The organism is Streptomyces sp. CNT360, from assembly GCF_000424785.1.
This window is the reverse complement of the sequence record NZ_AUKO01000021.1, coordinates 50,580-77,128: the sequence shown is the minus strand read 5'-3', so window position 1 is coordinate 77,128 and position 26,549 is coordinate 50,580. Positions and strand designations below refer to the sequence as shown.

The window sequence follows — 26,549 nt, the reverse complement described above, 5'->3', positions numbered from 1 at the left end:
ACATTCCTCGCGCCCCTTTCGCGATGACCACGAGAGCCCAAGAGCCAGCAGGGGCGCTTTCGTCGCGTCTGCGTAACTGGCTAGTCGCGGGTGGCTCCCTCGGGCCACACTACGTCGACCGGCACGCCGGTACGTCGGGCGTAGGCCACGACATCGGCCGTCCCGCCGTAGCCGCGGGCCGGCTGCTCGTCCCACACCGCGACGAGCCGGTCGACCAGGCCGACGAGAATCTCGCTTCCGGTCATGTGGGCCTGCGACGTCGACTCGCGCATGCCCGTGTGATGCACCTCGGCCGCTCGCGCGAGCAGTTTGTCGTAGGTGGCGTGGTGCGACCCGGGCAGGCCCTCGCGGTACTGCTCGGCAGGCACGACGACCTCGATCCGGCCGCCGTTGTCGAGCACGGCCTCGGCGAACCACGTGTCGGGACCGTCCGCGATGCAACTCACTCCGAGCAGCTCGGCCGGGTCGTACTTTCGCAGCTCCGTGTCGAGGGCGTCGCGAACCGTCCGTTCAACCTGGGCGGACAGTCCACGGTGCCCGGTGATCCCCAAACGCACAGTTCCTACCCTTCTCCGTTACAGGAACACGCCATGCAGGCGGTCATCGAAGTCGCGCACGACTTTAGGGGGCGTGGGCCCGGAGTACGAGCGGCGCACAGCGCGTGCCCGTTCCACGATTCGCCCCGACTTGTAGCGCAACCCCACTTCGAGTGCCCGCGCTGCCATGGTGAATGCACCGTCAAGGCGGCCCGCTGCAAGATGCCCCGAGGCCATATCGAGCATGAGCAACGCACGTTGCTTGTCGTGCCCCGAGCTCATGACCGAGGCGGTCGAGTCCTGCTCGCTGGCGACCCACCGGGGCAGCCCGAGTCGCGCCCCGCACGAGACTCGGGTCGCCGCGACCTTGGCCTCGGTGAATGAGAACACCCACGGCCACGGTGGCGCGTCCTCGCGTTCGATCTGCTTCGCCCGACGGGCTGCTGCTCGCAGCGCCTCGTCGGCTGAGCCCTCGGCGCCGGCCGCAGCGTGGGCGAGGGCCTCGACGCCGGACAGCCACGCGTCGGCAATGGCCGGCATGTTCGGCCCGAGCTGCTTGCGCGCGGACCGGGCCAGGCTGAGCCCCTGTGCCGCGTTCCCCGAGTGTGCCTCGAACTGCGCGAGACTCCCCACCTGATACGCAGCAAGTAGGGGATTGGCCGCGCGCCGGGCAGCCTTAATCGACGCGCCGTACCACGTGCGCGCCGACCCGTTGTCGCCCATGTCCCAGTGCAACCACCCGGCGAGGCTGGCGACTTCGCTGCCGACGGCCGCGAGTCTCGCCCGCTCGTCTTCGCCCTCGGCATCCTGCGCGATCGACTGCGTCAACTTGAGGTGCGACAACACCGTGTCGACGAGCTGCCGCGACGGGGTTGTGCCGTCGAGGCGCCGGAATGCGGTGGTGGCCACGCGAAGGGTAGCCGCTTGTCCGGTCTCGGCTGCGTGCGCTTGCTGCGTGGGCGCCATGGAGAGCGCCGGCGCTGCGGCGACCGCCGCGACCCCACCGAGGAAGTTGCGCCGTTCCACATCGGTTCCGTTTCCGTCCCCCCGCGCGACGATCGCCGCCGTGTGGTCGGCCAAGCCGACGAGGTGCGGGGGAATCTGAAGATGGCTTGCCACCCGTGACAGTTGAGCCGTTTCGTACGAATCCGCGCCCCTCCCCTCAAGGCGCGAGATCGCGGATTGGCTCATCCCGCAGGCTTCCCCGAGCTGCCCTTGCGAAAGGGTGGCTGCGACCCGGGCCAGTTTCACCACCCGGCCGTAGTCGCCTGCTCGTGCAGCATCGCGGATCGCTTGCGCGGACCAATTCACGGGATTCGTTCTCCCCCTCTTGCTACGCGGCATGGGCCCGGAGTGCGGCACCGCTATGCGCTGCGCGAATCGTCGTATGCAGTCTGCGGGTAGTTCGTGGCCCCTACAGGATGCCCCGGGGTTGAGTGACCGCACTACCCGTCACCGGGAGGACACTCATGGTCGACAAGCGACAGGGCGCGGGGCTGCTCCCCCCGAGACCTGACCAGCCGCGGAAACTGGTGCTGGCGGGCGAGCCGCAATCGGCAAGCGCGGCGCGGAAGTTCGCCCGCGAGCACGTGCTGCACGCCGAGCCGGACGCACCCGACGACTACGTCGACACGGTCGTGCTGGTTACGTGCGAGCTCGTCACCAACTCGATTCGGTACGGGACCGAGCCGGGAGACGCGTTGGCGCTCACCCTCCACACCCGCGGCAGCCGCACGCGGGTCGAGGTACGCGACCCGGTCCGTCGGCGCCCGCAGCCGCGGCCCGAGTCGCACAAGCGTGACCGCGGCCGCGGTCTGCTGATCCTCGACGGACTGTGCCATTGGGGCGTTGACGAGGTCGAGTTCGGAAAGGTCGTTTGGGCCGAGGTGATCTCGAAGTGACGGCCACCGAGCAACTCGCTCCGGGCGCTGGCGATATCGCGTCCCTGTCCGTCCGCCCGTGGGTTGACCGCATCGGTGACCAAGGGTTCGCACCCATGCTGATCACGCACCCGACGCCGCGCCGTGACGTCGACACCGCGGCCGTGATCGAGTCCCGCATGTTCCGCGTAACGCAGGCCCTCGGCGCGGCGCCGGCGCACGAGACGTTGCCCGACGCAGGCGAGCGGATCGCCGTGCAGAACGGCGTCGTCCTGGTCCGCCTCGACGGCACCCCGCACTCGCTCACCACGCGTGCCGGGAACTGGGGGCGCGTCATCTGCGAGATAGGGCACGTGCTGCTCGCCGTCGGCCTCGACCCGCTGTCGCCCTCGGCGACCGGCGTCGAGGTGAACGACTACATCACTACGTCGGTCAAGGCGAACCGGCTGTACTTCGCAGCCGCGAGCGTCGCCGAATCCGCGCGCCGCATGTACGCGCAGCCCGACAGGCCGCGCCCCTGAGACAGGGTCGCTCGGCGGTTGAGTCTCCCCCCGTGGCTCCCGCCGAGCGGCCCGACTACCCCGCCCATGCGCACGCCCCCACGATTCCCGCCCCGACGCGGAGGTGCCACGGTGGCCAGACGTCACGCCTACCGATGCGAGCTGATGGCCCAATCCCTCGACGGCACGTACGAGGCGATCCTCGCTACGTACCGTGCGGCAACGCCTCGCCTCGCTGCCCGGTGGGCCCGAGACAAGGCCCGCCGGTACGCCGGTCTGCTCGCCCCGACGCCGACCGCCCCCTACCTCGCCGGGGTGCCCCTGGTCGAGTTCGAGCCGGGCACCCCCCGGCCCGACGTCAAGCTGCAAGCATGGGCGGACAGCGCCGAGCTATACGAGGGCGTGCTGCACACCCTCGATGCGGGCCGTGCCTACGTCTTCGCCGCAACCGACTACGGCGCCCGGTACGAGCTGCGCCTCGATCCGCTGCCGATCAGACGAGCCCCGCAGGCACCCGTGTTCACCCCGCACACCCACCCCTCGACGGGCACGGGCCGACACCGACGGCCGCGCACACTGCGCCCCGTCCCCTGATCTCCGCCCCCGCTGTACATGGACAGCCGGCGGGGGCGGTGCTCCATCGCACGATCCGACCGACCCAACGAGAGGAACGACCAGCGATGTTCAACCATGCCGAACGCATTCCCACAGGAACCCCGATCCCGCAGGGGCACGTCACCCCGCAGCCGTGGGGACTGCGCCGCCTCGCCGAGTACCCGCCCGCCGACGCACCGCAGCACACCCGCGTCGAGCTCGACCCCGAGACGCAGACCGGCCGCTACTTCAACGCCGCCGGCGTCCCGGTCATGGCGCCGGGGCACGGCACGAGCAGCGGCACCAACCCGCCGACCGGCACCTCGCCCGACGGTCACGGCGGCGGCGACACGGACACGGGTAACGACACCGACCAGTGACACAAGACGACGTTCGACCGGTCGTGGTCGTCACGAACGATGACGATCCGACCGCGGACATTGTGGTTGGCGAGCTGCACGGCCGGGGCGTCCCGGTCGTGCGGCTCGACTCCGGTCACTTCCCCGCCACCCTGTCGTGCTCCGCCCACATCGGCGGCGGCACGGCACGGTGGCGGGGAAGTTTCGCGACCCCGACCCGCGTCGCCGAGCTCGACGGCGTGCGGGCGCTGTACTACCGGCGCCCGTCCGGGTTCGCCTTCCCGCACCTGGACGAGCAAGACGCGCGGTTCGCCGCGGCGCAGGCCCGATACGGGCTCGGCGGTGTGCTCGTCTCGCTGCCCGACTGCCTCTACGTCAACCACCCGAACCGCATCGGCGACGCCGAGTACAAGCCGGCCGGGCTCGCCGCCGCGGCCGAGTGCGGGTTCACCCTGCCGCCGACACTGATCACGAACAGACCCGACGACACCCGCGCGTTCGTCAAGGAACACCGGCACGTGATCTACAAACCGCTCGCGGTGCCGCTGTACCTCGTCGACGGCCGGGCGCAGACCGTGCTCGTCGACGAGGTCACCGAGGACGAGATCGACGACGGTATCGCCGGGACCATGCACCTGTTGCAGGCCCGCGTCGACAAGGTCGCCGACGTCCGCGTGACCGTGATCGGCGAGCGTGTGTTCGCGGTGCGGATCGACTCGGGTCTGCTCGACTGGCGCACCGACTACCGCACGCACACCTATACCCCGGTAGAGGCCCCGCCCGACGTCGAGCGCGCGCTGTTCGCGTACCTGCGGCATTTCGGGCTCGTCTTCGGCGCGTTCGACTTCACCCTGTCCGCCGACGGCGAGTGGACGTTCATTGAGTGCAACCCGTCCGGGCAGTGGGCATGGATGGAACCCCCGACCGGCCTGCCCATGACCGCCGCGCTCGCTGATCTCTTGGAACGAGGCACCAACCCATGACCGAACTCGATCTCGACAAGACGGCCGCCGGGCTGCGGCACGAGCTTGCCGAACACCTCGCCGCCGAGGGACAGGTGACCGCCCCCGCATGGCGCGCCGCCGTCGAGGACGTGCCCCGGCACGAGTTCGCGCGGCGGTTCTACCTCACGAGCGACGCCCCCGGCATGACGACGTACGTACCGATCACGCCCGAACTCGTTGGTACCGAGGCGTGGCTGCGGAAGGTCTACAGTGACGAGACGCTGATCACGCAGTTCGACGGCCGCGATATCGACTGGTCGGACCCGCAGCCGATCAGCGGCGCCTCGCCGACCTCGTCCTCGACGCTGCCCTCGCTCGTGGTGCAGATGCTCGAAGCGCTCGACGCCGACGACGAGGCGACCGTGACCGAGTACGGCACGGGCACCGGCTACTCATCCGCACTCATGTGCCACCGGTTCGGCGCCGAGCACGTCACCTCGGTCGAGACCGACCCGGGTGTCGCCGCCCGCGCCCGCGCCGCTCTCGAACGCTGCGGCTACGCCCCGCGGCTGGTCGTCGGCAACGGACTCGCCGGGGCCGACCGCAGCGACCAGGCCACGCGCACGATCGCCACCATGGGCGTGCGCGGCATCCCGTGGGCATGGCTCCGCGAGACGCAGCCCGGCGGGCTCATCGTGGCGACGCTGCGCGGGTGGCTGCGATCGCTCGGCCTCGTGCGCCTGGTCGTCGAGGACGGGCAGCGCGCGACGGGCCGGTTCCTCGCGGGCTCGGCGTTCATGATGGCCCGGCAGCAAGAGGCCCCGACGAACCTCGGCATGCTGCCGGGCGACGACGACGGCAAGGCGCGCGAGACGCCCCACGGGCCCGAGGTGCTGCGCATGCCCGACAGTGGGTTCGTGGCGCAGCTCGCGATGCCGAACGCCCGCACCTTCGACATGCCGGCCGACGACGGCACCATGCGTACGTACGTCCTCGACGCGGCGAACGAGTCCTTCGCGGTGCTGTCGCGGGACGGCGACGGCTGGACGGTCCGGGAGGGGGGCCCGGTGTCGCTGTGGGGCGAGGTCGAGCAGGTCCTCGCGCTGTGGCACGCTGCGGGGTCGCCGGCCGCGACCGAGTTCGGGGTGAGCGTCGAGCCGGACCGACAACGAATTTGGCTGAAGAACGCCGCCGACGGGCCCAGTTGGCGCCTGCCGGTCGTCCCGAGCGTATGAGCACCGCATCGCCCATCGTCGACACGCACGTGATCCTGCGCGACGGCGACCAGATCCTCATGTCGCAGCGCGGCGGCCCGTACGGATACGGACGCTGGCACCTGCCAAGCGGCAAGCTCGACGCTGGCGAACCGCTCACCGTCGGCGCGGCCCGCGAGCTGTACGAAGAAACTGGCGTCACCGTCGACCCGGATCACCTGCGGCAGGTGCACACCGTGCACCACCGGCAGTCGGACGAGATCGAGCGCATCGGCGTGTTCTTCCTGGCGACCGAATGGCAGGGAGAGCCGACCAACCGCGAGCCCGAGAAGTGTCTCGACCTGCGGTGGCAGTCGGTTCACGACCTGCCCGAGGACGTCATCGAGTATCCGGCCGCCGGTCTGCACGGCTACCTCGCGGGCACCGTGCTCACGGAACACGGCTGGTAGACCCGCACACCCCTGGAAGGGCCCCGGCCGCACGGTCGGGGCCCTTCCGTGCGCCCGGGAGCGGGCCGCGCGCGGACAGCGGGGCGTACACAGCTCTCCCCCGAGACCGAGGCGTACGTGCGCACAGCAGGCCGACAGCGAGTGATTTGCGTCATACTCCGCGCGGGCGCCGGGTGCCGAGAACGCGAGATGTTGACCACGCGGCCAATTGCTCAAAGCGGGACCATTTCGACCGCCGACACCGGCCGCTGCGACCCTGCGGCGCCCACCCGTACCGGGTGGCATGTCCAGTACATGCAGATTGCATTTATTTACAGCTAAAGTGCTTCGTGTACTGCCGGGCCGCTGTCCGGGAGCCGGGGTCACGGCTGGACGCTCCACACGCGAGGCGCGTCACCTCGTCCAGACGGCGGGGCCGTGACCCACGCCGCCCCCGGGCCGCCCCGGGGGCGGTTTCGGTCGCTGTAGGAACCCCACAGAACGTCGCAGGTCAGAGTGCGAGCGCGGGCCGCCGGAAACGGCGATCAATGGGGCAGATAACTTCCGTATCCACGCTCAAGGGTGAGCAGGTCAAACGGGTCTCAGCACAGCGCTCGGAGCAAGATAATTGCTGCCTACCGGCCGCACGTCATGCGCTCCCTGGTCTCGTACTGCTATCCCGCCCACAATAGTGCCGTCCCGCAAGGCGGTACCGGGCCCGCGAGAGCGCCGACGGCCAAGCCCGCGCCCCTGGCGCCCATGTCGGCCCAGGGCCCGGCGGTTCCCCCGTGAGACGCATGTCGCACCACGATGGTTGCGGCGTGCCTCTTACCCGGACAAGATCGTTCCGCTCGGCACGATCATGGAGGTGGCCAGGACGGGCCCCGTTGTCAGTCGCGGGTGCGAGTATGCATGCGGCAACGACTGGGCGTACGGGCCGGCGGAGCACGACCGCTCGACGGGCAGCACGATCGCACGACGGGCGAGCACGGGAGCGTGAGGGAACGGACGGAGCGCGGAGCGGCAGGGGCACGGAGCGGCACGGTCGGGGCAGGATGACGCCCGCGGGTCGCGGGCAGGGAGAAGCGGGCGGGGCCCGCTGACGGACAGCCAGAGGCCGCGGGTCACCGCGGACAGCAGCAAGCGACAGACCGCGGACAGGAAGCGGACGGGACCTGGAGGGGCAGATGCAGATCCGGCTGACTGTCGCCCTGGCGCCGCGCGGCGCACGAAGCGCGGGAAGCGCCGGAAGCGCCGGAAGCACAGCAGGCACCGCACAGGCCGGCGGGCCCGGCACGCCGCAGGCCCGCACCGACGGGTACGCCCACGTGGTCGGGTACGCGAACGTGCTGGTCACCGCCCCCGCCGGCACCGTGCTCTCCACCGTGACGAACGCGCTGGCGAACTCGGCGGCGGCAGCGGTGGCGGTGTCGCCGGGCACCTCCGGCGTCTCGGGCACGCCGGGGTCGTCGGACACGTCGGACGCCGAGCCGGGGGCCGGAGCAGCGGCCGGTTCCGGGACGGGCCGCGGGGGCCGTGGTGCGCAAGAGGACAGCCATGCGGAGCCGGTGGTCGTCTACGCCGGGACGCGGCGGCTCGACCCGCACCGCCAGATCATCGGTGAACCGCCCCTGCTGGACGGCGCCCTCGTCTCGCTCCACGCGCCCGTCGCCCCCGCCACGCTGCCCGCGCACGGTGCCACCGTCACCGCGCTGCGGGCGTACGGCTCGGCGAAGGCCCGGCTGCACGTGGTGGCGGGCCCCGACGCGGGCGGTATCCATCTCCTGCAAGGCGGCAAGGTGCTGCTCGGGCGCTCCGCGGAGGCCGACGTCCCGCTGGACGACCCCGACGTGTCGCGACTGCACTGCGCGGTGACGGTCACCGACGGCGGTGCCGTCACCGTCTCCGACCTCGGCTCCACCAACGGCACCACCCTCGACGGCGCCCCGGTCGGCACCCAGCCCGTGCTCTTCCGCCCCGGCGCCACGCTCCGCCTCGGCGAGACGGTCCTCCGGCTGGAGGCCGCCGGGCCCACCGGGGTGACCCCGCACGACAGCGCGTCGGGTGCCCCGCTCGCTCTGCCCACCGTCCCGGACGGGGAGGGACGGCTACGGCTGGTCCGCGAGGGCGTCGGCGCCGCGCCGGGTGACCCGGGAGCGCGGGGAACATCAGGAGGGCCGGTCGCGCCGGGGGCGGCGGGGACAGCAGGTCCAGCCGCGGCGGAGAGGGCACCCGCGGTCTCCGGACCGGCAGGGGCGCCCGAGCCCGGCAGGGTGCCCGCGGACGTGACCGACAGCCATGCGTACGCGGGCGGCGGGCCCTTCCCCACGGCCGACGGCACGCACGGTGCGGGCTTCCCGCCCCCGGTGCCGCCCCCCGGCCAGGACGCCGAGGCCCCGGGCTCCCGCAAGGGCAGGGGCGGCCTGGGCGCCTGGGCCCGCCGGTTCGCGGGCAACCGCACGGAGACGGCCTCCGCTCCGGGAACGGCTTCCGCCCCCGGTACAGCTTCCGCTCCCGGTCCGACCGCCTCTTCCGGGTCGGCTCCGGCGGCCGGATCGTCCTTCGCGCCCGGGTCGGGTCCCGGCGCCGGGGCGCCCCCCGTTCCCGGTTCGGGTCCCGTTCCCGGTTCGGGTCACCCTGCGGGGGCGGTTGCCGGTGGCGGGGCGGTGCCTGGTGCCGGGGCGCCCGGCGCGACGGGTGCGGTCGGTGGGACGGGTGCGCCCGGTGAGGCGGGGACCGCGCCGGGCGGTGGGCTCCACATCCACCCGTGGCAGCCCGACGGGCCGACACGGTACGGCGCCGGCACCGCCGAGGGCCTCGCCGCGCACCCCGAGGAGACCGGGGCGGCAGCCTGGGGCCGGTCCGTGGCGGCGGGCCCGGCGGGGGCGCGACTCGCACCGCAGGCAGGGCAGCAGGGCGGGGAGCGAGCCGAGGCGCGCTGGCCGGACCCGGCCGCCGTCCTGCTCAGCGCTCTCGGCCCGGGGCCCCGGCTGTGGGAGCGCCCGCCCGGCCATCCGGACGCGCTGACCGTACGGCTCGGTGTCACCCACCGCGGCGACGGGGACGGCGACCCGGTCACCGTGGACCTGCGCCAGGCGGGCTCACTCGGTCTGGCAGGGCCCCGCGCGCGGCTGGCCGGGCTGGCCCGCGCGGTGCTCGCCCAACTGGTGGCCCTGCACGGGCCCAGCTGTCTGGAGGTCGTCCTGCTGTCCGCGGACCGCTCCCGCAGCGCGGAGGCCCGCCGTCAGGAGTGGTCGTGGCTCGGCTGGCTGCCGCACCTGCGCCCGGCGCACGGTCAGGACTGCGGCCTGCTGACGGCGTACGACCGGGAGCAGGCGGCCGCCCGTACCGCCGAGCTCCTCCGACGCCTCGACGCCCACCGCACGGCGCCCGGGGCGCTCACCGCGGACGCCCCTGCGGGGCCCGCGGTGGTGGTCGTGGTGGACGGCGACCCCGGCTCGGCGACCGTCCGCGCGGGCGTGGAACAGCTCGCGCGGGAGGGCGCGGCAGCCGGTATCCATCTGCTCTGCCTCGCCGAGACGCCTCCCGCCAGCCCGTCGTCGCCGGTCACGGCCACTGTCGAGGCGGCGAACAGAGCGTGCCCCGCCTTCCCGGAGTGCGGGACGGCCGCGCTGCTGAGCGGCGACGTCGCCACGGCGGTCCGGGTGCTGCACCGTACGCCGGGCCGCCCGGCCGAGCCGCACGCCGCCGCTCCGACTGAGGTGCTGTCGGTGACCGGCGGCCCCGTCGCGACCGTCGACGCCGTCTCGGCGGCCTGGGCGGAGAGATTCGCACGAGCCCTCGCGCCCCTGCGCGAACCGGACGACGCGGCGGCCCGCGCGGGGCTCACGCGCCCCACGGTGACGCTTCCCGAGCAGTGCCGTCTGCTGGACGAGCTCGGACTGGCCCGCGCCACCCCCGCCGCGCTGCTCGCCCGCTGGTCGGAGCAGCTCGCCGCGCCCTCGGGCCGCGCCCGTCTCGTCTTCGGCGCCGGCCCGCACGGGCCCCTGGAGGCGGACCTCGCCGGCCGGGTGGAGCCGGAAGACGGTGCGGACGAGGGTGCGGGCGGGCTCCCGGTCGCACCCGGTCACGCGCTGATCGGCGGGGCGGCCGGAGCCGGCAAGACGGAGCTGCTGCGGTCGCTGTCGGCCTCGCTCGCCGCGGGGGAACGGCCCGACCGGCTGGCCCTCGTGCTGGTGGACGGCGCGGGGGCGGGCGCGGGCGAGGGCCTGCGCCCCTGCACGGACCTGCCGCACGTCACGGAGCACCTCGTCGCGGGGGACCCGGTGCGCATGCGGCAGTTCGCGCAGGCGCTGAGCGCCGAGGTGAAGCGCCGGGCGGAACTGATCGGCGACGAGAGCACCTACGAGGAGTACGTACGCTCGGCCACCCGGCCCGGTGAGCGTGTGGTGGCGCCGCGTCAGGCGCCCGAGCGTGCGATGTCGTCCCCCTCCGACGCGGGGGTGCGGGTGCCCGCGCCGGCGCCCGCACCCGACGAGCGGGCCACGGTGAGCGCGGGCCGCTCCGCGCGGGGCGGCCACGGGTCCGCCCTGTCGTCCCCGGTACCGCCGTCCGCCCGGCAGGCACCGGAGGGCGGCCCCCCTCCCGCGGGTGGGCACGGCATTCCCGCGGGACGGCACGGTGGTGACTCCGGCTCCCCTGACGAAAGCGGCTCCCCGGCGGGGCCGGGCAGGCAGGAGACCGGCCCGCAACTGTCCGGGGCGGGCCCGGACGCGGCGCGGGCGGTGCCCGGCACGGGGGCGGGGGAGGCGGGGTCCTCCGCCGCGTACGAGGGGCCTGCCGAGGAGCCCGACCGTACGCAACGCACGCTGCGCCTGCGCCAGACGTCCACCGACCGGCCGGGCACCTCCGCGCGGGGCGGCACCCATGGCACGTCCGGGCAGGGCGGCGCCCACGGCCAGGATGCGACCGCCCGGGCCGCCGCCACGCCGGGGACCGCTGCGTCAGGGACCGCGTCGGGGACTGCTGCGTCAGGGGCCGCGTCCGGAACCGCTTCCTCGGGGTCGCCGGTCGGTGCTCCCTCTCCGCTGGGGCCCAACGGGGTGCCGCCTCGGCTGGTGGTGCTCGTCGATGACTTCGACACGCTGGTGGACCCGGCCCTGGGCAACCCGGGGCGGCCCGCGGCCGGTTCGGTCGTCCGCGCGCTGGAGACCGTGGCCAGGACGGGCGCCCGGCTGGGGGTCCACGTCGTCGCCGCGACCGGGCGGCCGGAGCGCACGTCAGGCACCGTGCTGGCGCAACAGGCCACACTGCTCGCGGAGTTGACGGGCGGCGGCGAGGGGGCCGGGGCCGCGTCGGCACCACCAGGGCGCGGCACGCTGGTCGCCCGGGGCGCAGGCCCCTCCGGTGGGACGCCCCTCCCCTTCCAGGCGGGACGGGTCACCGGCCGTATCCCGCGGACGGCGACCGTGCGACCGACCGTCGTGCCGTTGGACTGGGCGCGCGCGGGTGATCCGCCCGCCCGGCGCCAGGTGCGGGAGCTCGGCAACGGGCCGACGGATCTGGCGCTGCTCGCCAGCGCCATGGAGCGCGCCGCCCGCCAGGCAGCCCGCCCCCCGGTGACCCGTGACCCGTCCCGAGCGGACGCCCGGTAGGCCCCACAAGCACCTCCGTCCCCCGCACTTCCGCCAGCCCACGAGCTTTCAATGAGGCTCATACCTCCAGATACCTCCAGATACCTCCGGGTACCTCCGGCCGGACTCGCGCACGTCCGGCCGCCCGGCGATCGGCGGCTGCACCACGGGACATGGCACGGAGCGGGACGGGATGCACACCGCGAGGTGAGGCGCGGGCCGCGTACGGCACACACGGCGAGGTGAAGCACGAGCCGCATCCGACACACAGCGCGAGGTGGGGGGCGGGCCATATCCCGCGCACACCGCCAGGTAAAGGGCAGGCCGTAACCGGCACACACCGCAAGGTGAAGCACGAGCCGCATCCGGCACACACCGCCAGGTAAAGGGCAGGCCGTAACCGGCACACACCGCAAGGTGAAGCACGAGCCGCATTCGACACGCACCGCCAGGTGAAGCACCGGCCATATCCGGCGCACACCGCCAGGTAAGGCGCGGGCCGCACCCAGCGCACACCGCGAGGCGAGACACGCGCCGCACCCGGCACACACCGCAAGCGGGCACGGGCCGTAACCGGCACACACCGCCAGGTAAGGCGCGGGCCGCACCCGGCACACACCGCAAGCGGGCACGGGCCGCATCCGGCGCACACCGCGAGGTGGGGCACGGGCCGCACCCGGCGCGCAGCGCCGGGTAAAGCGCGGGGCGCACCGGGCGTGCGTCGCGGGCGTGCCGGGGCGGCTGGGCGCTCCCTCGGGGGGCTCGGGCGCGGCAGGCGCGGGCGCGCTCCCCCGGAAGGGCCGGAGCGGCGCGCCCCCGCAAGGAGGGTGGGCAACGGCTCAACTGCCGCGTAGGCCCCAGGAGTTCGCCCGGACCGGCGCACGGGCGCGGACCAGCAGATCACGGACTGATCAAGATACCGGTGGACGTCCACGCAGTGTTGCCACAGGTGCTGGTCCGGGCGTACAAACTTCCGCACAGAACGTTACGGCGCGGTGCCCGGAGGTCGGCCCGTGCCCTGCTCGGCTCCCGTCGGCCGACCCGGGACGGCGGGAGACATGGGGGAAAGGGACGGCTTGAACCATGCGTCACTCGCGTGCTCCACGCTCGGCTCTCGCACTCGCCTCCGTCATCGCCCTCACGCTGGCCGCCGCCGGTTGCGCCAAGGAGGACGAGGGGAGCGCTTGGGCGGCCGCCCACCGGCCGACCGTCCAACTCCCCGACCTGCACGGCAAGAAGCTCCAGGTGGCGGCGGTGTGGACCGGGGCGGAGCAGGAGAACTTCCGCAAGGTTCTGGACGAGTTCGAGAAACGCACCGGCGCCGAGGTGGAGTTCGTACCGACCGGCGACAACGTGGCCACCTACATCGGTTCCAAGATCGAGGGCGGCGCGCCCCCGGACGTCGCGATGATGCCGCAGGTGGGCGTGTTGCGGCAGTTCGCCGAGAAGGGCTGGCTCAAGCCGCTGGGCAAGGAGGCGCTGGCCGAGTCGAAGAAGAACTTCGGCAAGGGCTGGCGCGACCTGGGCAGCGTCGGCGGCAAGCAGTACGGCGTCTACTTCAAGGCCGCCAACAAGTCCCTGATCTGGTACAACGCGCAGGCGTTCGAGGACGCGGGGGTGCGTGAGGCCAAGGACTGGCCGTCGTTCGTCAAGGACGCACAGACCCTCTCCGACTCCGGCGTCGACCCGGTGGCGATCGGCGGTGCCGACGGCTGGGTGCTCACCGACTGGTTCGAGAACGTCTATCTCTCCCAGGCGGGCCCGGAGAAGTACGACGAGCTCGCCACGCACAGGATCCCGTGGACGGACCCCTCGGTCACCAAGGCGCTGAAGACACTCGCCCAGCTGTGGGGCCGGGACCACCTGCTGGCGGGCGGCAACAAGGGCGCCTTGCAGACGGCTTTCCCCGACTCGGTGTCCAAGCCGTACGGCAACCTGGGCTCGCCCCAGGCGGCGCTCGTCTTCGAGGCGGACTTCGTCGGCGTCAACATCGCCACCGACACCAAGGCCCGCATCGGCCAGGACGCGCAGGTCTACCCCTTCCCGAAGGTCGGCGCCCAGCCCCCGGTGGTGACCGGCGGCGACGCCGCGGCCGTGCTCAAGGACAGCAAGGGGGCGCAGGCGCTGGCCACGTTCCTGGCGTCGCAGGACGCGGCGGGCATCTGGGCGGCGGAGGGCGGATTCATCTCCCCCAACAAGGAGTTGGACCTGTCCGCCTACCCGAACCAGCCCCAGCGGGAGATCGCCGAGGCGCTGATCGACGCGGGCGACGACTTCCGCTTCGACATGTCCGACCAGGCCCCCGCCTCCTTCGGCGGGACCAAGGGCGAGGGCGAGTGGAAGGCGCTGCAGGACTTCCTGGCCCATCCCGAGGGCATCGAGTCCACCCAGCGGGCGCTGGAGAAGGCCGCGGCCAAGGCGTACGAGAAGTGAACCGCTCCACCACCGCGCCCGCCGCGACCCGTTCGCCATCCGTCGCGGCCCGTACGTCCCGCACGCGCCCCGGCGCGTCCCGCACGGCCGCCGCGGCCGCCACGCCCCACTGACGGACCAGGACAGGGGAGACCACCGTCATGCCGACCCCGAGCAACCCATCGAGCGGCGCGACCGGAGGCATACCGGACGACGCCGGGGCCCCCGACGCGCCCGTCACCGGCGCCGCGACCAGCACCAGCACCAGCACCAGCACCAGCACCACGGCACGCACCGGCACAGCGACGAGCACCGGCGCGACGCCGGGCTCCGGCACCGGATCCGGGCGCGGCAGCGGCAGCGGCAGCGGCAGCGGCAGCGGCAGCGGCAGGAAAGTCGCCGCCGGAGCCGCCGCGCTGCGCAGCCGCCCCGGGATCGCCGCCCTGTTCCTGCTGCCTGCGCTGGTGATCCTCGGCGCGCTGGTCGTCTACCCGATCGCGTACTCGATCTACCGCAGCTTCATGGACGCCGACGGCTCCTCCTTCGTCGGACTGGACAACTTCGCGGAGATCTTCACCGACGACGGCACGCTGATCGCCTTCCGCAACAACCTGGTGTGGGTCATCGTGGCCCCCGCCGTCTGCACGGCGCTGGGCCTGATCTTCGCGGTGCTGACCGAACGGGTGCGCTGGGGTACGGCCTTCAAGTTGCTCGTCTTCATGCCGATGGCGATCTCCATGCTGGCCTCGGGCATCATCTTCCGGCTCGTCTACGAGCAGGACCCCGAGCGCGGCATCGCCAACGCCATGTGGACCACCGTCCACGACACGTTCGCCGACACCGCGCCCTGGCCGGACGCCCGGCCCCGCACCGACGCCCCGCTCAAGGCCTCCGGCGGCGGTGCCTACAGCACCCGGCGGACCGTCGACGCGGCGAGCCCCGTCTCCCTCCCGCTGGTGGGCATCCCGCCGAAGGAGGCGAGCGGCGCCGCCCCCGCGAAGAAGCCCGCGCAGAGCCCGGACGGGAAGGTCACCGGCACCGTGTGGCTGGACTTCGTCAAGGGCGGGCGCAGCGAGCACGGCGTCATCGACCGGCAGGAGAAGGCGCTGGCGCACCTGAAGGTGGAGGCGGTCAAGGACGGCAGGACGGTCGCGACGGCCACCACCGGCGAGGACGGCACCTTCACCCTCCCGGCCGCCGCGGACGGCGCCACGCTGCGGCTGCCCGCGAGCAACTTCGCTGAGCCCTACAACGGGGTCGACTGGCTCGGCCCGACGCTGGTGACGCCGGCCATCATCGGTTCGTACGTGTGGATGTGGGCGGGCTTCGCGATGGTGCTCATCGCCGCGGGCCTGGCCGGGGTGCCGCGCGAACTGCTGGAGCAGGCGCGGGTGGACGGCGCGAGCGAATGGGCGGTCTTCCGCAAGGTGACGGTGCCGCTGCTGGCGCCGGTGCTCGGCGTGGTCACGGTCACCCTGATGATCAACGTGCTGAAGATCTTCGACCTCGTCTACATCATCTCGCCCGGAGCCACCCAGCGGGAGGCCAACGTGCTGGCGCTCCAGCTCTATCTGAAGTCGTTCGGTGGCAAGCCCGACCAGGGGGCGGGCAGCGCGATCGCGGTGGTCCTGCTGCTGCTCGTGGTGCCGGTCATGGTCCTCAACATCCGTCGTCTGCGCAGGGAGTCCCGCCGATGACCACGCTCACCGCCAACGGCGCCCCGGACGCCTCCGGCGCCCCCTCCGAGCCGACGGCCCCGCAGGAGGCCGCGCGTCCCAGGACCACGGTCGCCTCGCGGGTGGCCGCGCTGACCGGCCACTGGGCGGTGCGCTTCGCGCTGGTCGTCATCGGGCTGTTCTGGCTGCTGCCGACCGCCGGTCTGCTCAGCTCGTCGCTGCGTGACCCGGCCGACATCTCCATCTCCGGCTGGTGGAACATCTTCGACCTGAACGGCAGCTTCCCCTGGATCCTGGACACCGACCAGTTGACGTGGTCCAACTACGACGCGCTGTTCGCCAACGAGCAGGTCATGGAGTCGCTGTGGACGACCGTGCTGATCACCGTGCCGGCGACGGTGCTGGTCGTGGTGGTCGGCGCACTGGCCGGCTACGCCTTCGCCTGGATGGACTTCCCCGGCCGCGACTGGTGGTTCCTGCTGGTGGTCGGGCTGCTGGTGGTGCCGGTGCAGGTGGCGCTGGTGCCCGTCGCCAAGCTGTTCAACACGCTGGGGATCTTCGAGACGACCACGGGCGTCGTCCTGTTCCACACGGCCTTCGGACTGCCGTTCGCGATCTTCCTGCTCCGCAACTTCTTCGCGGAGATCCCCCGCGAACTCCTCGAGGCCGCGCGGCTGGACGGCGCCGGTGAGCTGCGGCTGTTCACCCGGGTCATCATGCCGCTGGGCGGGCCCGCCATCGCCTCGTTGGGCATCTTCCAGTTCCTGTGGGTGTGGAACGACATGCTGGTCGCCCTGATCTTCGCCGACTCGACGAACCCGCCGATCACCGTGGCGCTCCAGCAGCAGATGCGGCAGTTCGGCAACAACATCGATGTGCTGGCGCCCGGCGCCTTCATCTCCATGCTGGTACCGCTGGCGGTCTTCTTCGCGTTCCAGCGGCAGTTCGTCTCCGGCGTCATGGCCGGCGCCGTGAAATAGCCCGGCCCTCTCCTGCCCACCCCCGCCCTCCTTCCGGCACCGCGTCCGGGAGGGGGGCGCCGCCCTGCGGGGCCGGGGGTGGCGCCTGGTGGGGGTCGGGCACGGTGGAGAAGACCAGGGTGCGGGTGCCCCAGAAGCGGACCGCCGTGCCCAGGACGAGTCCGACGCCGCCGCCGGAGACCACGTCCGCCAGGGTGGACGTCAGCCCCAGCCCGTACCGGGACACCCCCAAACACCCCAACTGGACGACTCCACCGGCCGCGTTGACCAGGACGAAGACGCTGAACCGCCGCAGGCTGCCCGCCACCTTGCGGTCCCGCAGCCGGTAGGGGCCCAGTGCGTTCCCGGCGTACGCCACGGCGGCACCGGCGACGAACGAGAGCGCCTTCGCCGCCATGGGGTCGATCCCCACGGGCCCGCGCAGCCACAGGAAGCTGCCGATGTCCGCGCCGAACGCGAAGACGCCGACGCACGCGAACCCGGCCAGTTCCGCGCAGAACGCGCGGGCCCGCGCGGGAATCCACCGCCCGGCCGTAGTCGCGTCCGGCTCCGGGCCGCCGTGCCGGGGCGTCCTGCAAGTCACGGCGCTACAGGCCCGCGACGGACAGCCCGTACAGCAGGCCCCAGCACAGCGCGGTCACGGCGAGCGGGCGGTCGCGCAGCAGGACGTCCTCGGGGGAGCCGGCCGCCCCGCGGTCGGCGAAGACGGCGTAGCGCAGTACGGCCAGGATCAGCGGCACCATGGACAGTTGCCGCCACAGCGCGCCGGCGGCACCGGCGTGGCCGCCGCCGTCGGCCTCCAAAGCCCACAGGCAGTAGGCGAGGACGGCGACCCCGGCGGCGAGTTGCCACACGAAGCGCAGGTAGCCGACCGAGTAGTCGCGCAGCAGGGCGCGGGTGCCGCCCTCGCCCTCCCCCATCAGGACCGCCTCGGAGTAGCGCTTGCCGGCGACCATGAACAGGGCGCCGAATCCGGCGGTGATCAGGAACCAGCGGGAGAGGGGGATCTCCAGTGCCAGCCCGCCGGACATCGCCCGCATCACGAACCCGGCGGTGACCACGGCCAGGTCGACGACCAGGATGCGCTTGAGCAGCAGGCAGTAGGCGATCTGCATGACGACGTACCCGGCGAGCAGCGTGGCCGTCGCCGGGTTGCACAGCAGGGCGGCCGCCGTGGTGGCGGCCACGGCGAGGGCGGCGCCGAGGGCGTAGGCGAGCGGCACCGGGACGGTACCGGCGGCCACGGGGCGGCGGCACTTGTCGGGGTGCGCCCGGTCGGCCTCGACGTCGCGGGCGTCGTTGAGCAGGTAGACGGCCGAGGCCGCCGCGGTGAACAGGACGAAGACGAGCCCCAGCCGCAGCACCGTGTGCCAGGAGGCGAGCTGCCCGGCGGCGGCGGGCGCGGCGACGACGAGCAGGTTCTTGACCCACTGCCGGGGCCGCACGGTCAGCAGCAGACCGCCGGCCAGGGTGCCGGCGAAGCCGGGGCCGGGGGCGGGGCGGGTCGGTGCGGGCGGGCCCGCGGCGGCCTCGGGGACGCGCGGCGGTTCCCCCGTGCGGGTACGGGCCGGTGCCTGTCCGCCCGCGGGGGTGCCGGTGAGGGTGAAGCGCTCAGCCACGGCGGGCCCCCCGTCGGGTGCCGAACTGTGCGGTGGCGGCGCCCAGCGCGGCGCCGGCGAGGACGTCGGAGGGGTAGTGGACGCCGGCGACCAGCCGGGAGACGCACACGAGCGCGGCCAGCGTGGCGAAGGCGCTGCCGTGCCGCAGCCCGCCGAGGGCGAGGGCGGCCGCACCGGCGGAGGCGGCGTGGGAGCTGGGGAAGGAGTGGCGCCCCGCTGTCCGTACGAGCGGGGCGCGGCCCGCCGGCTCGGGGCGCGGGCGGCGCACGACCCGCTTGAGCCCCATGCTGGCCAGGTGCGCGGCGGCCACGAGCCCCGTGCCCCGCAGCCAGCGCTCCCGCTGCGTACGGTCGGTGGCCGCTCCGGCGAGCCCGGCGAGGATCCAGACGGCGCCGTGCTCCCCGCACCAGGACAGCGCCCGGGCGGCGCCCGCCACCCGGGCGTCGGCCGCGCAGTCGCCCAGGGCGCACAGCATCTGCCGTTCCCACCGATGTACCGCTCGTGCTGCCACGTGCCGACTCTCGCGCGCGGGGCGGCGGCGCCCGGTGACCATACGATCCGACACTCCGCCTTTCACTCTTTCAGCGACACCGACGGCGCAGCCTCCCGTTGCGGACAATTGCGGGCACTTACGGTCACGAACATGTCCGCTCAGCACCTCCAGCAGACCCCGCACCCGCACCGGGCCCCCTACGCTGCTCCCCCGGCACCGGCCCGGCCCCCCGCTCCGCCGCCCACCCCGTCGCTGCTGACCGGCTGGGGGCGCACCGCGCCGACCGGGGCCCTGGTCCTGCGGCCCCGCACCCGCGAGGAGGCCGCGGCGGCGGTCCGCGCCGGCGGCCCGCGCGGCAGCATCGCGCGCGGCCTGGGGCGGGCGTACGGGGACGCGGCACAGAACGCGGGCGGCACCGTGCTGGACACCACGGGCCTGGACCGGGTGCTGGCGATCGACGCGGTGGCCGGGACGGTCACCTGCGAGGCGGGGGTGAGCCTGCACCGCCTGATGTCGGTGCTGCTGCCGCTGGGCTGGTTCGTGCCCGTCACGCCGGGGACCCGCTACGTGACGGTCGGCGGGGCGATCGGCGCGGACATCCACGGCAAGAACCACCACGTCTCGGGTTCCTTCACCCGCCATGTGCGGCAGATCGAACTGCTGACGGCCGACGGCGAGGTGCGCACGGTGACGCCGGGCAGCACGCTGTTCGACGCGACGGCGGGCGGCATGGGGCTGACGGGGCTGGTGCTGAGCGCGACGGTCGACCTGCTGCCGGTGGAGACCTCGTTGATGAGCGTGGACACCGACCGGCTGCCCGATCTGGACTCGCTGCTGGCCACGCTGACGGCCACCGACGAGCGCTACCGCTACTCGGTGGCGTGGATCGACCTGCTGGCCCGCGGTACGGCGGCCGGGCGCGCCGTCCTCACCCGCGGGGACCACGCGCCGCTGGCGGCCCTGGAGGGGCGGGACCGCGCGGCACGGGCCGCCCGGCGGGAGCCGCTGGCCTTCCGTCCCGGGCAGTTGCCGCCGGCCCCGCGGGCCGTCCCGGGCGGGCTGCTGCGCGCCGGCACCGTCGGCGCCTTCAACAGGCTCTGGTACCACAAGGCGCCCCGGCGCCGCCGGGGCGAACTCCAGCGGCTCGCCGCGTTCTTCCACCCGCTGGACGGGGTGCCGCACTGGAACCGGGTCTACGGCCGTGCGGGGTTCGTGCAGTGGCAGTGCGTGGTGCCGCACGAGGCCGACGACGCGCTGCGCCGCGTGGTGCGGCTGCTCTCCCGCCGCTCGTGCCCCTCCTTCCTCGCCGTCCTCAAACGGTTCGGCGCCGGCGACCCGGGCTGGCTGTCCTTCCCGCGCGAGGGCTGGACGCTGGCGCTGGACGTCCCGGCCTCGCTGCCGGGACTGGCCGACCTCCTCGACCTGCTGGACGAGGAGATCGCCGCCGCGGACGGCCGGCTCTACCTGGCCAAGGACGCCCGCATGCGGCCCGAGCTGCTGCGGGGCATGTACCCGCGGCTGGACGACTTCCGCGCGCTGCGCGCCGAGGTGGACCCGGCCGGGGTCTTCACCTCGGACCTGGCGCGCCGGCTGGCCCTGTGACCCCGCCCGGCCCCCGCCACCGCGCAGCTCCCCCACTTGACCGGCTCCCGGCCCTCCCGGAGCCCCGACACCACACGGAGCAGTCATGAAAGACGCCTTCGGTTCCCCGCAGTCCGTGCTCGTTCTCGGCGGCACCTCCGAGATCGCGCTCGCCACGGTGCGCCGCTTCCTGGCCCGGCGCACCCGCACGGTGTGGCTCGCGGGACGGCCCGGCCCGCGGCTCGACGCCGCAGCCGCCGGGCTGCGGGACGAGGCGGCGGGCCACGACGCCCGGGTGAGCGTCCGTACGGTGGCGTTCGACGCGCTGACGCCCGAGACGCACGAGGAGGTGCTGGAGAAGGTCTTCGCAGAGGGCGACATCGACCTGGTGCTGCTCGCCTTCGGGGTCCTGGGCGACCAGCAGGCCGACGAGCACGACCCGATGGCCGCCGTCGAGGTCACCCGGACGAACTACACCGGTGCGGTCTCGGCCGGGCTGGTGTGCGCGAGGGCGCTGCGCACCCAGGGGCACGGCTCCTTGGTGGTGCTCTCCTCCGTCGCGGGCGAGCGGGCGCGGCGGGCCAACTTCATCTACGGCTCCAGCAAGGCGGGCCTGGACGCCTTCGCGCAGGGCCTGGGGGACGCGCTGCACGGCACGGGGGTGCACGTGATGGTGGTGCGGCCCGGTTTCGTGCACACCCGGATGACGGAGGGGCGGCAGCCGGCGCCGCTGGCCACCACCCCGGGCGCGGTCGCGGACGCCGTCGCGCACGGGGTGGGCCGCAGGGCGCGGACGGTGTGGGTTCCGGCCGCGCTGGGCCCGGTGATGAGCGTGCTGCGCCACCTGCCCCGGCCGCTCTTCCGCCGCCTGCCGGGCTGAGGGGCGGGAGCACCGGCGGGCCCCTCGGGAGGCGGCCCTCGGGGTGTGACGCGCGGCCTCGTGTGGGATAAATCGGATTATTCGCCCCGTACGTCTTCGTCCCACAAGTCTTCGCCCCGCAAGCCCGGGAAGCCGACCGCGAAGGCTGTCCCAGCCGTCACATAGCCCCGGGGGCCGGCCGTGCCTCGATTCAGTGTGATCGTCCCCGTCCACCAGGTGCAGGCGTATCTGCACGAGTGCCTCGACTCGGTGCTGGACCAGTGCTTCGACGACTTCGAACTCGTCGCCGTCGACGACCACTCCCCCGACGCCTGCGGCGAGATCCTGGACGCCTACGCCGCCGCCGACCCCCGCGTGACCGTCATCCACCTGGCGCACAACGGCGGGCTGGGCCCGGCCCGCAACACCGGAACCGCGCGGGCCGCCGGCGACTACGTGCTCTACCTGGACAGCGACGACACCATGGCGCCCGGCACGTTGCGCGCCCTCGCCGAGCGGCTGTCGCACACCGGCGACCCGGACATGCTGGTGTTCGACTACGCCCCCGACCACTGGGACGGCCGGCCCGCCCACGCCGCCCACCCCGACCTGCTGGCGCCCGGGGCCGGCCCCGCCGTCGCCACCCTCGCCGAGCGGCCCGCGCTGCTGCGGACGACAGCCGTGGCGTGGAACAAGGCCTACCGCCGCGCGTTCCTGCGCCGCGAGGCCCTCACCTTCCCGCCCGGCACCTACGAGGACACGCCCTGGACGTTCCCCGCGCTGCTGACCGCGCAAAGCATCGCCACCCTCGACCGCGTGTGCGTGCACTACCGGCAGCGGCGCGGCGGCAGCATCCTGACGACCACCTCCCGCCGGCACTTCGACGTGTTCGCGCAGTACGACCGCCTCTTCGGCTTCCTCGCGGCCCGGCCCGACCTGGCGCGCTGGCACCCGGACCTGCACCGGCGCATGGCCGACCACTTCGCCGTCATCCACAGCAGTCCCGGCCGGCTGCCGCGGGCGGCCCGCGCCGAGTTCCTGCGCCGGGCCCGGGACCACTGCCGCCGCTACCGGCCCGCCGCGTCGGCCGCTTCCGCAGCCGCACAGCCGCTGCGGCTGCGGATCCGCCGCCGTCTGGTGGGGTGCGGGGCGCACCACGTCTTCCGGTTCCTCTCCCGCGCCAGCAGGGCTCGCGCCGCCCTGCGCACGCGCCTGCACGCGGTGGGCGCGCTCGCCCGCAAGGCCGCCCTCCGCGCGCACTACGCCCTCCAGCGCCGCCGCCCGCTCGACCCCCGCCTCGCCGTCTTCTCCGCGTACTGGGACCGCGGCTACTCCTGCAACCCGGCGGCCGTCGAGGCGAAGGCCCGCGAGCTGGTGCCGGGGCTGCGTACGGCGTGGATATGCGGCCCCGCGTACGCGCACACCCTGCCGCCCGGGGTGCGGCGCCTGGACCCCGGCTCGGCCGCGTACTGGACGGCGCTGGCCCGCGCCCGGTACCTGGTCAGCAACGTCAACCTCCCCCACCGGTACGTCAAACGCCCCGGGCAGACCCTCCTGCACACCCACCACGGCACCCCGCTCAAGCACATGGGGCTGGACCTGATGCCGTACCCGGCGGCGGCCGCCGGCATGGACTTCGGGCGGCTGCTGGAGCACAGCGACCGCTGGGACTACAGCCTCTCCGCCAACCCGCACTCGACCCTCGTGTGGGAGCGGGCCTACCCCTCGCCGTACACGACGCTGGAGTTCGGCTACCCGCGCAACGACCGCTTCCAGACCGCCACCGCGGCCGACGTGGCCCGCATCCGTGCCCGTCTGGGCGTGCCCGAGGGGAAAGTCGCGGTGCTGTACGCGCCCACCCACCGCGACTACCGGCGCGGCCGGCAACCGTGGCTGGACCCCGCCCGGCTGGCGGCCCGGCTCGGGCCCGGGTTCGTGGTGCTGGCCCGCGCCCACTACCTCCACACCGACCAGCCCCCGCCCTGCGAGCCGCCCGGCGGGCTGATCGACGTCACGCGGCACCCGTCGGTGGAGGACCTGTGCCTGGCCTCCGACGTGCTGGTCACCGACTACTCCTCCCTGATGTTCGACTACGCGGGCCTCGACCGCCCCCTCGTCGTCCACGTTCCCGACTGGGAGGCCTACCGCGACGCGCGCGGCACCTACTTCGACATCACGGCCATGGCGCCGGGCCCGGTGGCGCGCGACGCGGACGAGCTGGTCGACGTGCTGGCCACCGGCGCCCACCTCGGCGAGCAGGCCCGCCTCCGGCGCGCCGCGTTCCGCGAGCGGTTCTGCCCCTGGGACGACGGCCACGCGGCCGAACGCGTGGTGCGGCACGTCTTCCTCGCGGCCGGCTCCCACCCGGCGCCGCCGCCCGACCCGCCCGTGGTGCCGCTCGCCGAACGCCGCCCGGCACCCGCGCCGGGCGCGCACACCGGTGCCTGCCCCGCACCCCTCGCACCCCTCGCACCCCTCGCACCCCTCGCACCCGCCGCGCCGTTCGCTCCCTCCGCAGAGAAGGACTGGTGGTCATGGTCCGCTTCAGCGTCGTCGTACCCGTGTTCAAGGTCCAGGGATACCTGCGCGAGTGCCTCGACTCGGTGCTCGGCCAGTCCTTCAGCGACCTGGAGGTCGTAGCCGTCGACGACTGCTCGCCCGACCACAGCGGCGCCATCCTCGACGAGTACGCGGCGAGCGACCCCCGCGTGCGGGTGCTGCACCTGGAGGAGAACACCGGGCTGGGTCCGGCCCGCAACACCGGGGTGGCGCACGCGCGCGGCGACTACCTGCTCTTCCTCGACAGCGACGACACCTTCCTGCCCGGAGCGCTGGCGGCCGTCGACGCCCGGCTGACCGCCTGCGGCGATCCCGACCTGCTGGTCTTCGACCACCAGCGGTCCTACTGGTGGGGCCGCAAGGAGCCCAGCTCCTACGGCGACCGGCTGGCCGCCACCGGCACCCGGACCTTCTCGGCCGGCGACCGCCCCGACCTGCTCACCCTCTTCCACGTCGCCTGGAACAAGGCCTACCGCCGCGCCTTCTTCCTGGCCGAGGGGCTGAGTTTCGAACCGGGCCTGTACGAGGACGCGCCGCTGTCGAACGAGGCGATGGTGTGCGCCCGCACCATCGGCTGCCTCCCGCGGATCTGCGTCGACTACCGGCAGCGGCACCGCGGGGCCATCACCCGCTCCCCGGGGCGCAAGCACTTCGACATCTTCTCCCAGTACGCCTCGCTGTTCGCCTTCGTGGACCGCCGCCCACGCCTGGAGCCGCACCGCGAGCTGCTGTTCGAGCGGATGGTCTCCCACCTGGTGTTCTGCCTGCGGCGCAAGGAACGGATACGGCCCGCCGACCGGCGCGCCTACTTCCGCCGGGCCGTCCGCCACTACCGCACCCACCAGCCGCCCGGCTTCACCCCGCCCCGCCGGGTGGCCCGCGACTTCTGGCTGCTCGCTCACGACGCCTACCCGCTCTTCGCCGCCCGGGAGGCGGTACGCCGCACCCGGGGCCGCACCTGGCGGGCCGCCCGCGCGGCAGGCGGCCGGGTCAGGGGCCGGTACCACCGGCTCTACTACGCCCTCCAGCGCACGCTGCCGCTCCACGGCGACCTGGCCGTGTACGCCGCCTACTGGTACCGCGGCGCCGTCTGCAACCCGCAGGCGATCGAGGCGGCGGCACGGAAGCTGGCGCCGCACCTCAAGAGCGTGTGGGTCGTCAGGCCCGACGCCGTCGGCACACTGCCGCCCGGCACCGGCCATGTGACACCCGGCTCACGCCGCTACTTCAAGACGCTGGCCCGCGCGAAGTTCTTCGTCAACAACGTCAACTTCCCCGACCACCTGGTCAAACGGTCCGGCCAGGTGCATGTGATGACCCACCACGGCACCCCCCTCAAGACGATGGGCCTGGACCAGCAGCCCTACCCGGCGGCCGCCGGAATGAGCTTCGAGAAGCTGCTGGAGCGCGTCGCCCGCTGGGACGTGAGCGTCACCTCCAACCCGCACTCGGCCGAGGTGTGGGACCGGGTCTTCCCCTGCGAGTACGAGGACCTGCCCGCCGGCTACCCCCGCAACGACCGCTACGCCACCGCCACCGCCGAGGAGATCGCCGCCCTCCGCGTCCGCCTGGGCATCCCCCGCGGCCGCGTCGCCCTGCTGTACGCGCCCACCGCCCGCGACTACCGCAAGGGCTTCGTGCCCCGCCTCGACCTGGAGCGGCTCGCCGCCGGGCTCGGTGAGGAGTACGTGCTGCTGGTGCGGACCCACTACTACTACGGCAGCGACACCGTGCTGGGCGAGCTGCACACCCGCGGCCTGGTGCGGGACGTCTCCCGGCACCCCTCCACCGAGGACCTGTGCCTGGCCGCCGACGCGCTGATCACCGACTACTCGTCCCTGATGTTCGACTACGCCAACCTGGACCGGCCCCTGGTGATCCACGCACCCGACTGGGACAGCTACCGCGACGCGCGCGGCGTCTACTTCGACCTGCTCTCCGGCCGCCCCGGCGAGACCCCCGGGCCCGTCACCCGCACCGTGGACGAGCTGATCGCCGTCTTCCGCAGCGGCACCTGGCACGGCCCCGAGGCCCGGGCGCTGCGCGCCGCCTTCCGGGTGCGCTTCTGCGCCTGGGACGACGGGCGGGCCGCCGAACGCGTCGTCCGCCGCGCCCTGCTGGGCGAGAACCCCGCGGCCCTCCCACCGGTCGTGCCCCTCGCCGAGCGCACCACCGCCCCCACCCCGGCCGAGGCCGAGACCGCGGTCGACCCCGGCCCGGGGGTGACCACCCGCGGCCTGGGCACCACCCCCTGGGCCGGCCCCGGAACCGGCGGGCCGCTGCGCCCCTCCGCCCCCGAGCCCCTCAACTGACCGGCGGGA

Annotated in this window: 20 protein-coding genes; 15 read left to right on the top strand and 5 right to left on the bottom strand. The window is 73.8% G+C overall.

Going from position 1 to position 26,549, the window contains the following annotated elements:
• Positions 1–80: 80 nt before the first annotated feature.
• Both H297_RS0119120 and H297_RS37215 read right to left on the bottom strand, forming a co-directional pair.
• Positions 81–557: a hypothetical protein gene (locus H297_RS0119120; RefSeq protein ID WP_027738372.1), complete on the bottom strand. Its 477-nt coding sequence runs from the start codon at positions 555–557 to the stop codon at positions 81–83.
• Between the two features lie 18 nt (positions 558–575).
• Entirely contained in the window at positions 576–1,847 is a 1,272-nt protein-coding gene (locus H297_RS37215) for a helix-turn-helix domain-containing protein (RefSeq protein WP_027738371.1), read from the bottom strand.
• Positions 1,848–2,005: 158 nt separating this feature from the next.
• Here H297_RS37215 and H297_RS0119110 point away from each other — a divergent pair, with 158 nt between their 5' ends.
• The 11 genes from H297_RS0119110 (at position 2,006) to H297_RS0119060 (ending at position 17,117) form a co-directional block, all read left to right on the top strand.
• Positions 2,006–2,437 (top strand): ATP-binding protein, encoded by a 432-nt coding sequence (locus H297_RS0119110; protein WP_037794718.1) that lies wholly within the window; start codon positions 2,006–2,008, stop codon positions 2,435–2,437.
• A 95-nt stretch (positions 2,438–2,532) separates the two neighbouring features.
• Positions 2,533–2,937 carry a hypothetical protein gene (locus H297_RS0119105; RefSeq protein WP_486589575.1) on the top strand — a complete coding sequence of 135 codons (405 nt, stop codon included), beginning with the start codon at positions 2,533–2,535 and terminating at the stop codon, positions 2,935–2,937.
• A 111-nt stretch (positions 2,938–3,048) separates the two neighbouring features.
• A complete protein-coding gene (locus H297_RS37210) occupies positions 3,049–3,510 on the top strand; it encodes a hypothetical protein (RefSeq protein ID WP_051351987.1) in 462 nt (153 codons plus the stop codon).
• 86 nt (positions 3,511–3,596) lie between these two features.
• The gene (gene tgmA / locus H297_RS0119095; protein WP_027738368.1) at positions 3,597–3,890 is read left to right on the top strand and encodes a putative ATP-grasp-modified RiPP; all 294 of its coding nucleotides are present in this window, start codon (positions 3,597–3,599) and stop codon (positions 3,888–3,890) included.
• A 23-nt stretch (positions 3,891–3,913) separates the two neighbouring features.
• The gene (gene tgmB / locus H297_RS0119090) at positions 3,914–4,852 is read left to right on the top strand and encodes an ATP-grasp ribosomal peptide maturase (RefSeq protein WP_486589574.1); all 939 of its coding nucleotides are present in this window, start codon (positions 3,914–3,916) and stop codon (positions 4,850–4,852) included.
• The gene (tgmC, locus tag H297_RS0119085; protein WP_027738366.1) at positions 4,849–6,048 is read left to right on the top strand and encodes an ATP-grasp peptide maturase system methyltransferase; all 1,200 of its coding nucleotides are present in this window, start codon (positions 4,849–4,851) and stop codon (positions 6,046–6,048) included. The genes tgmB and tgmC overlap by 4 nt, the downstream gene beginning before the upstream one ends.
• A complete protein-coding gene (locus H297_RS0119080; RefSeq protein WP_027738365.1) occupies positions 6,045–6,476 on the top strand; it encodes an NUDIX domain-containing protein in 432 nt (143 codons plus the stop codon). Before tgmC ends, H297_RS0119080 begins: the two co-directional genes overlap by 4 nt.
• Positions 6,477–7,642: 1,166 nt before the next feature.
• Positions 7,643–12,070: an FHA domain-containing protein gene (locus H297_RS37205; RefSeq protein WP_051351986.1), complete on the top strand. Its 4,428-nt coding sequence runs from the start codon at positions 7,643–7,645 to the stop codon at positions 12,068–12,070.
• A gap of 1,062 nt (positions 12,071–13,132) precedes the next feature.
• Positions 13,133–14,482 (top strand): ABC transporter substrate-binding protein, encoded by a 1,350-nt coding sequence (locus H297_RS0119070; RefSeq protein WP_027738364.1) that lies wholly within the window; start codon positions 13,133–13,135, stop codon positions 14,480–14,482.
• A 140-nt stretch (positions 14,483–14,622) separates the two neighbouring features.
• Positions 14,623–16,158: a carbohydrate ABC transporter permease gene (locus tag H297_RS0119065; RefSeq protein WP_078514308.1), complete on the top strand. Its 1,536-nt coding sequence runs from the start codon at positions 14,623–14,625 to the stop codon at positions 16,156–16,158.
• Positions 16,155–17,117 carry a carbohydrate ABC transporter permease gene (locus H297_RS0119060; RefSeq protein WP_027738362.1) on the top strand — a complete coding sequence of 321 codons (963 nt, stop codon included), beginning with the start codon at positions 16,155–16,157 and terminating at the stop codon, positions 17,115–17,117. Before H297_RS0119065 ends, H297_RS0119060 begins: the two co-directional genes overlap by 4 nt.
• On the opposite strand, the gene H297_RS37200 is transcribed toward H297_RS0119060, so the two are convergent.
• From H297_RS37200 to H297_RS0119045, 3 genes are read right to left on the bottom strand one after another with little or no spacing between them, the layout of a single operon-like run.
• Positions 17,095–17,700, bottom strand: a complete 606-nt coding sequence (locus tag H297_RS37200; protein WP_486589573.1) for a GtrA family protein — start codon at positions 17,698–17,700, stop codon at positions 17,095–17,097. The genes H297_RS0119060 and H297_RS37200 overlap by 23 nt on opposite strands.
• A gap of 4 nt (positions 17,701–17,704) precedes the next feature.
• A complete protein-coding gene (locus H297_RS37195; protein WP_078514306.1) occupies positions 17,705–18,736 on the bottom strand; it encodes a decaprenyl-phosphate phosphoribosyltransferase in 1,032 nt (343 codons plus the stop codon).
• Entirely contained in the window at positions 18,729–19,211 is a 483-nt protein-coding gene (locus tag H297_RS0119045) for a phosphatase PAP2 family protein (protein WP_037794717.1), read from the bottom strand. Before H297_RS0119045 ends, H297_RS37195 begins: the two co-directional genes overlap by 8 nt.
• A 168-nt stretch (positions 19,212–19,379) precedes the next feature.
• On the opposite strand from H297_RS0119045, the gene dprE1 reads away from it, so the two are divergent.
• The 4 genes from dprE1 to H297_RS0119025 all read left to right on the top strand — a co-directional run bounded on the left by dprE1 (position 19,380) and on the right by H297_RS0119025 (position 26,540).
• Complete coding sequence (gene dprE1 / locus H297_RS0119040) at positions 19,380–20,831, top strand: decaprenylphosphoryl-beta-D-ribose oxidase (RefSeq protein ID WP_027738360.1); 1,452 nt, start codon at positions 19,380–19,382, stop codon at positions 20,829–20,831.
• Between the two features lie 85 nt (positions 20,832–20,916).
• Positions 20,917–21,690: a decaprenylphospho-beta-D-erythro-pentofuranosid-2-ulose 2-reductase gene (gene dprE2, locus H297_RS0119035; RefSeq protein WP_027738359.1), complete on the top strand. Its 774-nt coding sequence runs from the start codon at positions 20,917–20,919 to the stop codon at positions 21,688–21,690.
• A 180-nt stretch (positions 21,691–21,870) separates the two neighbouring features.
• On the top strand, positions 21,871–24,309 hold the full coding sequence (locus tag H297_RS0119030; RefSeq protein ID WP_027738358.1) for a bifunctional glycosyltransferase family 2 protein/CDP-glycerol:glycerophosphate glycerophosphotransferase: 2,439 nt from the start codon (positions 21,871–21,873) through the stop codon (positions 24,307–24,309).
• Entirely contained in the window at positions 24,204–26,540 is a 2,337-nt protein-coding gene (locus H297_RS0119025) for a bifunctional glycosyltransferase family 2 protein/CDP-glycerol:glycerophosphate glycerophosphotransferase (protein WP_027738357.1), read from the top strand. The genes H297_RS0119030 and H297_RS0119025 overlap by 106 nt, the downstream gene beginning before the upstream one ends.
• Positions 26,541–26,549 lie beyond the last annotated feature (9 nt).

Bases quoted from the DNA above. Each gene is read 5' to 3' on its own strand.
- H297_RS0119110 (WP_037794718.1), top strand. From the start codon at position 2,006: ATGGTCGACAAGCGACAGGGCGCGGGGCTGCTCCCCCCGAGACCTGAC.
- H297_RS0119105 (WP_486589575.1), top strand. From the start codon at position 2,533: ATGCTGATCACGCACCCGACGCCGCGCCGTGACGTCGACACCGCGGCC.
- tgmA (WP_027738368.1), top strand. From the start codon at position 3,597: ATGTTCAACCATGCCGAACGCATTCCCACAGGAACCCCGATCCCGCAG.
- tgmC (WP_027738366.1), top strand. From the start codon at position 4,849: ATGACCGAACTCGATCTCGACAAGACGGCCGCCGGGCTGCGGCACGAG.
- H297_RS0119080 (WP_027738365.1), top strand. From the start codon at position 6,045: ATGAGCACCGCATCGCCCATCGTCGACACGCACGTGATCCTGCGCGAC.
- H297_RS37205 (WP_051351986.1), top strand. From the start codon at position 7,643: ATGCAGATCCGGCTGACTGTCGCCCTGGCGCCGCGCGGCGCACGAAGC.
- H297_RS0119070 (WP_027738364.1), top strand. From the start codon at position 13,133: ATGCGTCACTCGCGTGCTCCACGCTCGGCTCTCGCACTCGCCTCCGTC.
- H297_RS0119065 (WP_078514308.1), top strand. From the start codon at position 14,623: ATGCCGACCCCGAGCAACCCATCGAGCGGCGCGACCGGAGGCATACCG.
- H297_RS0119060 (WP_027738362.1), top strand. From the start codon at position 16,155: ATGACCACGCTCACCGCCAACGGCGCCCCGGACGCCTCCGGCGCCCCC.
- H297_RS0119045 (WP_037794717.1), bottom strand. From the start codon at position 19,211: ATGCTGTGCGCCCTGGGCGACTGCGCGGCCGACGCCCGGGTGGCGGGC.
- dprE1 (WP_027738360.1), top strand. From the start codon at position 19,380: ATGTCCGCTCAGCACCTCCAGCAGACCCCGCACCCGCACCGGGCCCCC.
- dprE2 (WP_027738359.1), top strand. From the start codon at position 20,917: ATGAAAGACGCCTTCGGTTCCCCGCAGTCCGTGCTCGTTCTCGGCGGC.
- H297_RS0119025 (WP_027738357.1), top strand. From the start codon at position 24,204: ATGGTCCGCTTCAGCGTCGTCGTACCCGTGTTCAAGGTCCAGGGATAC.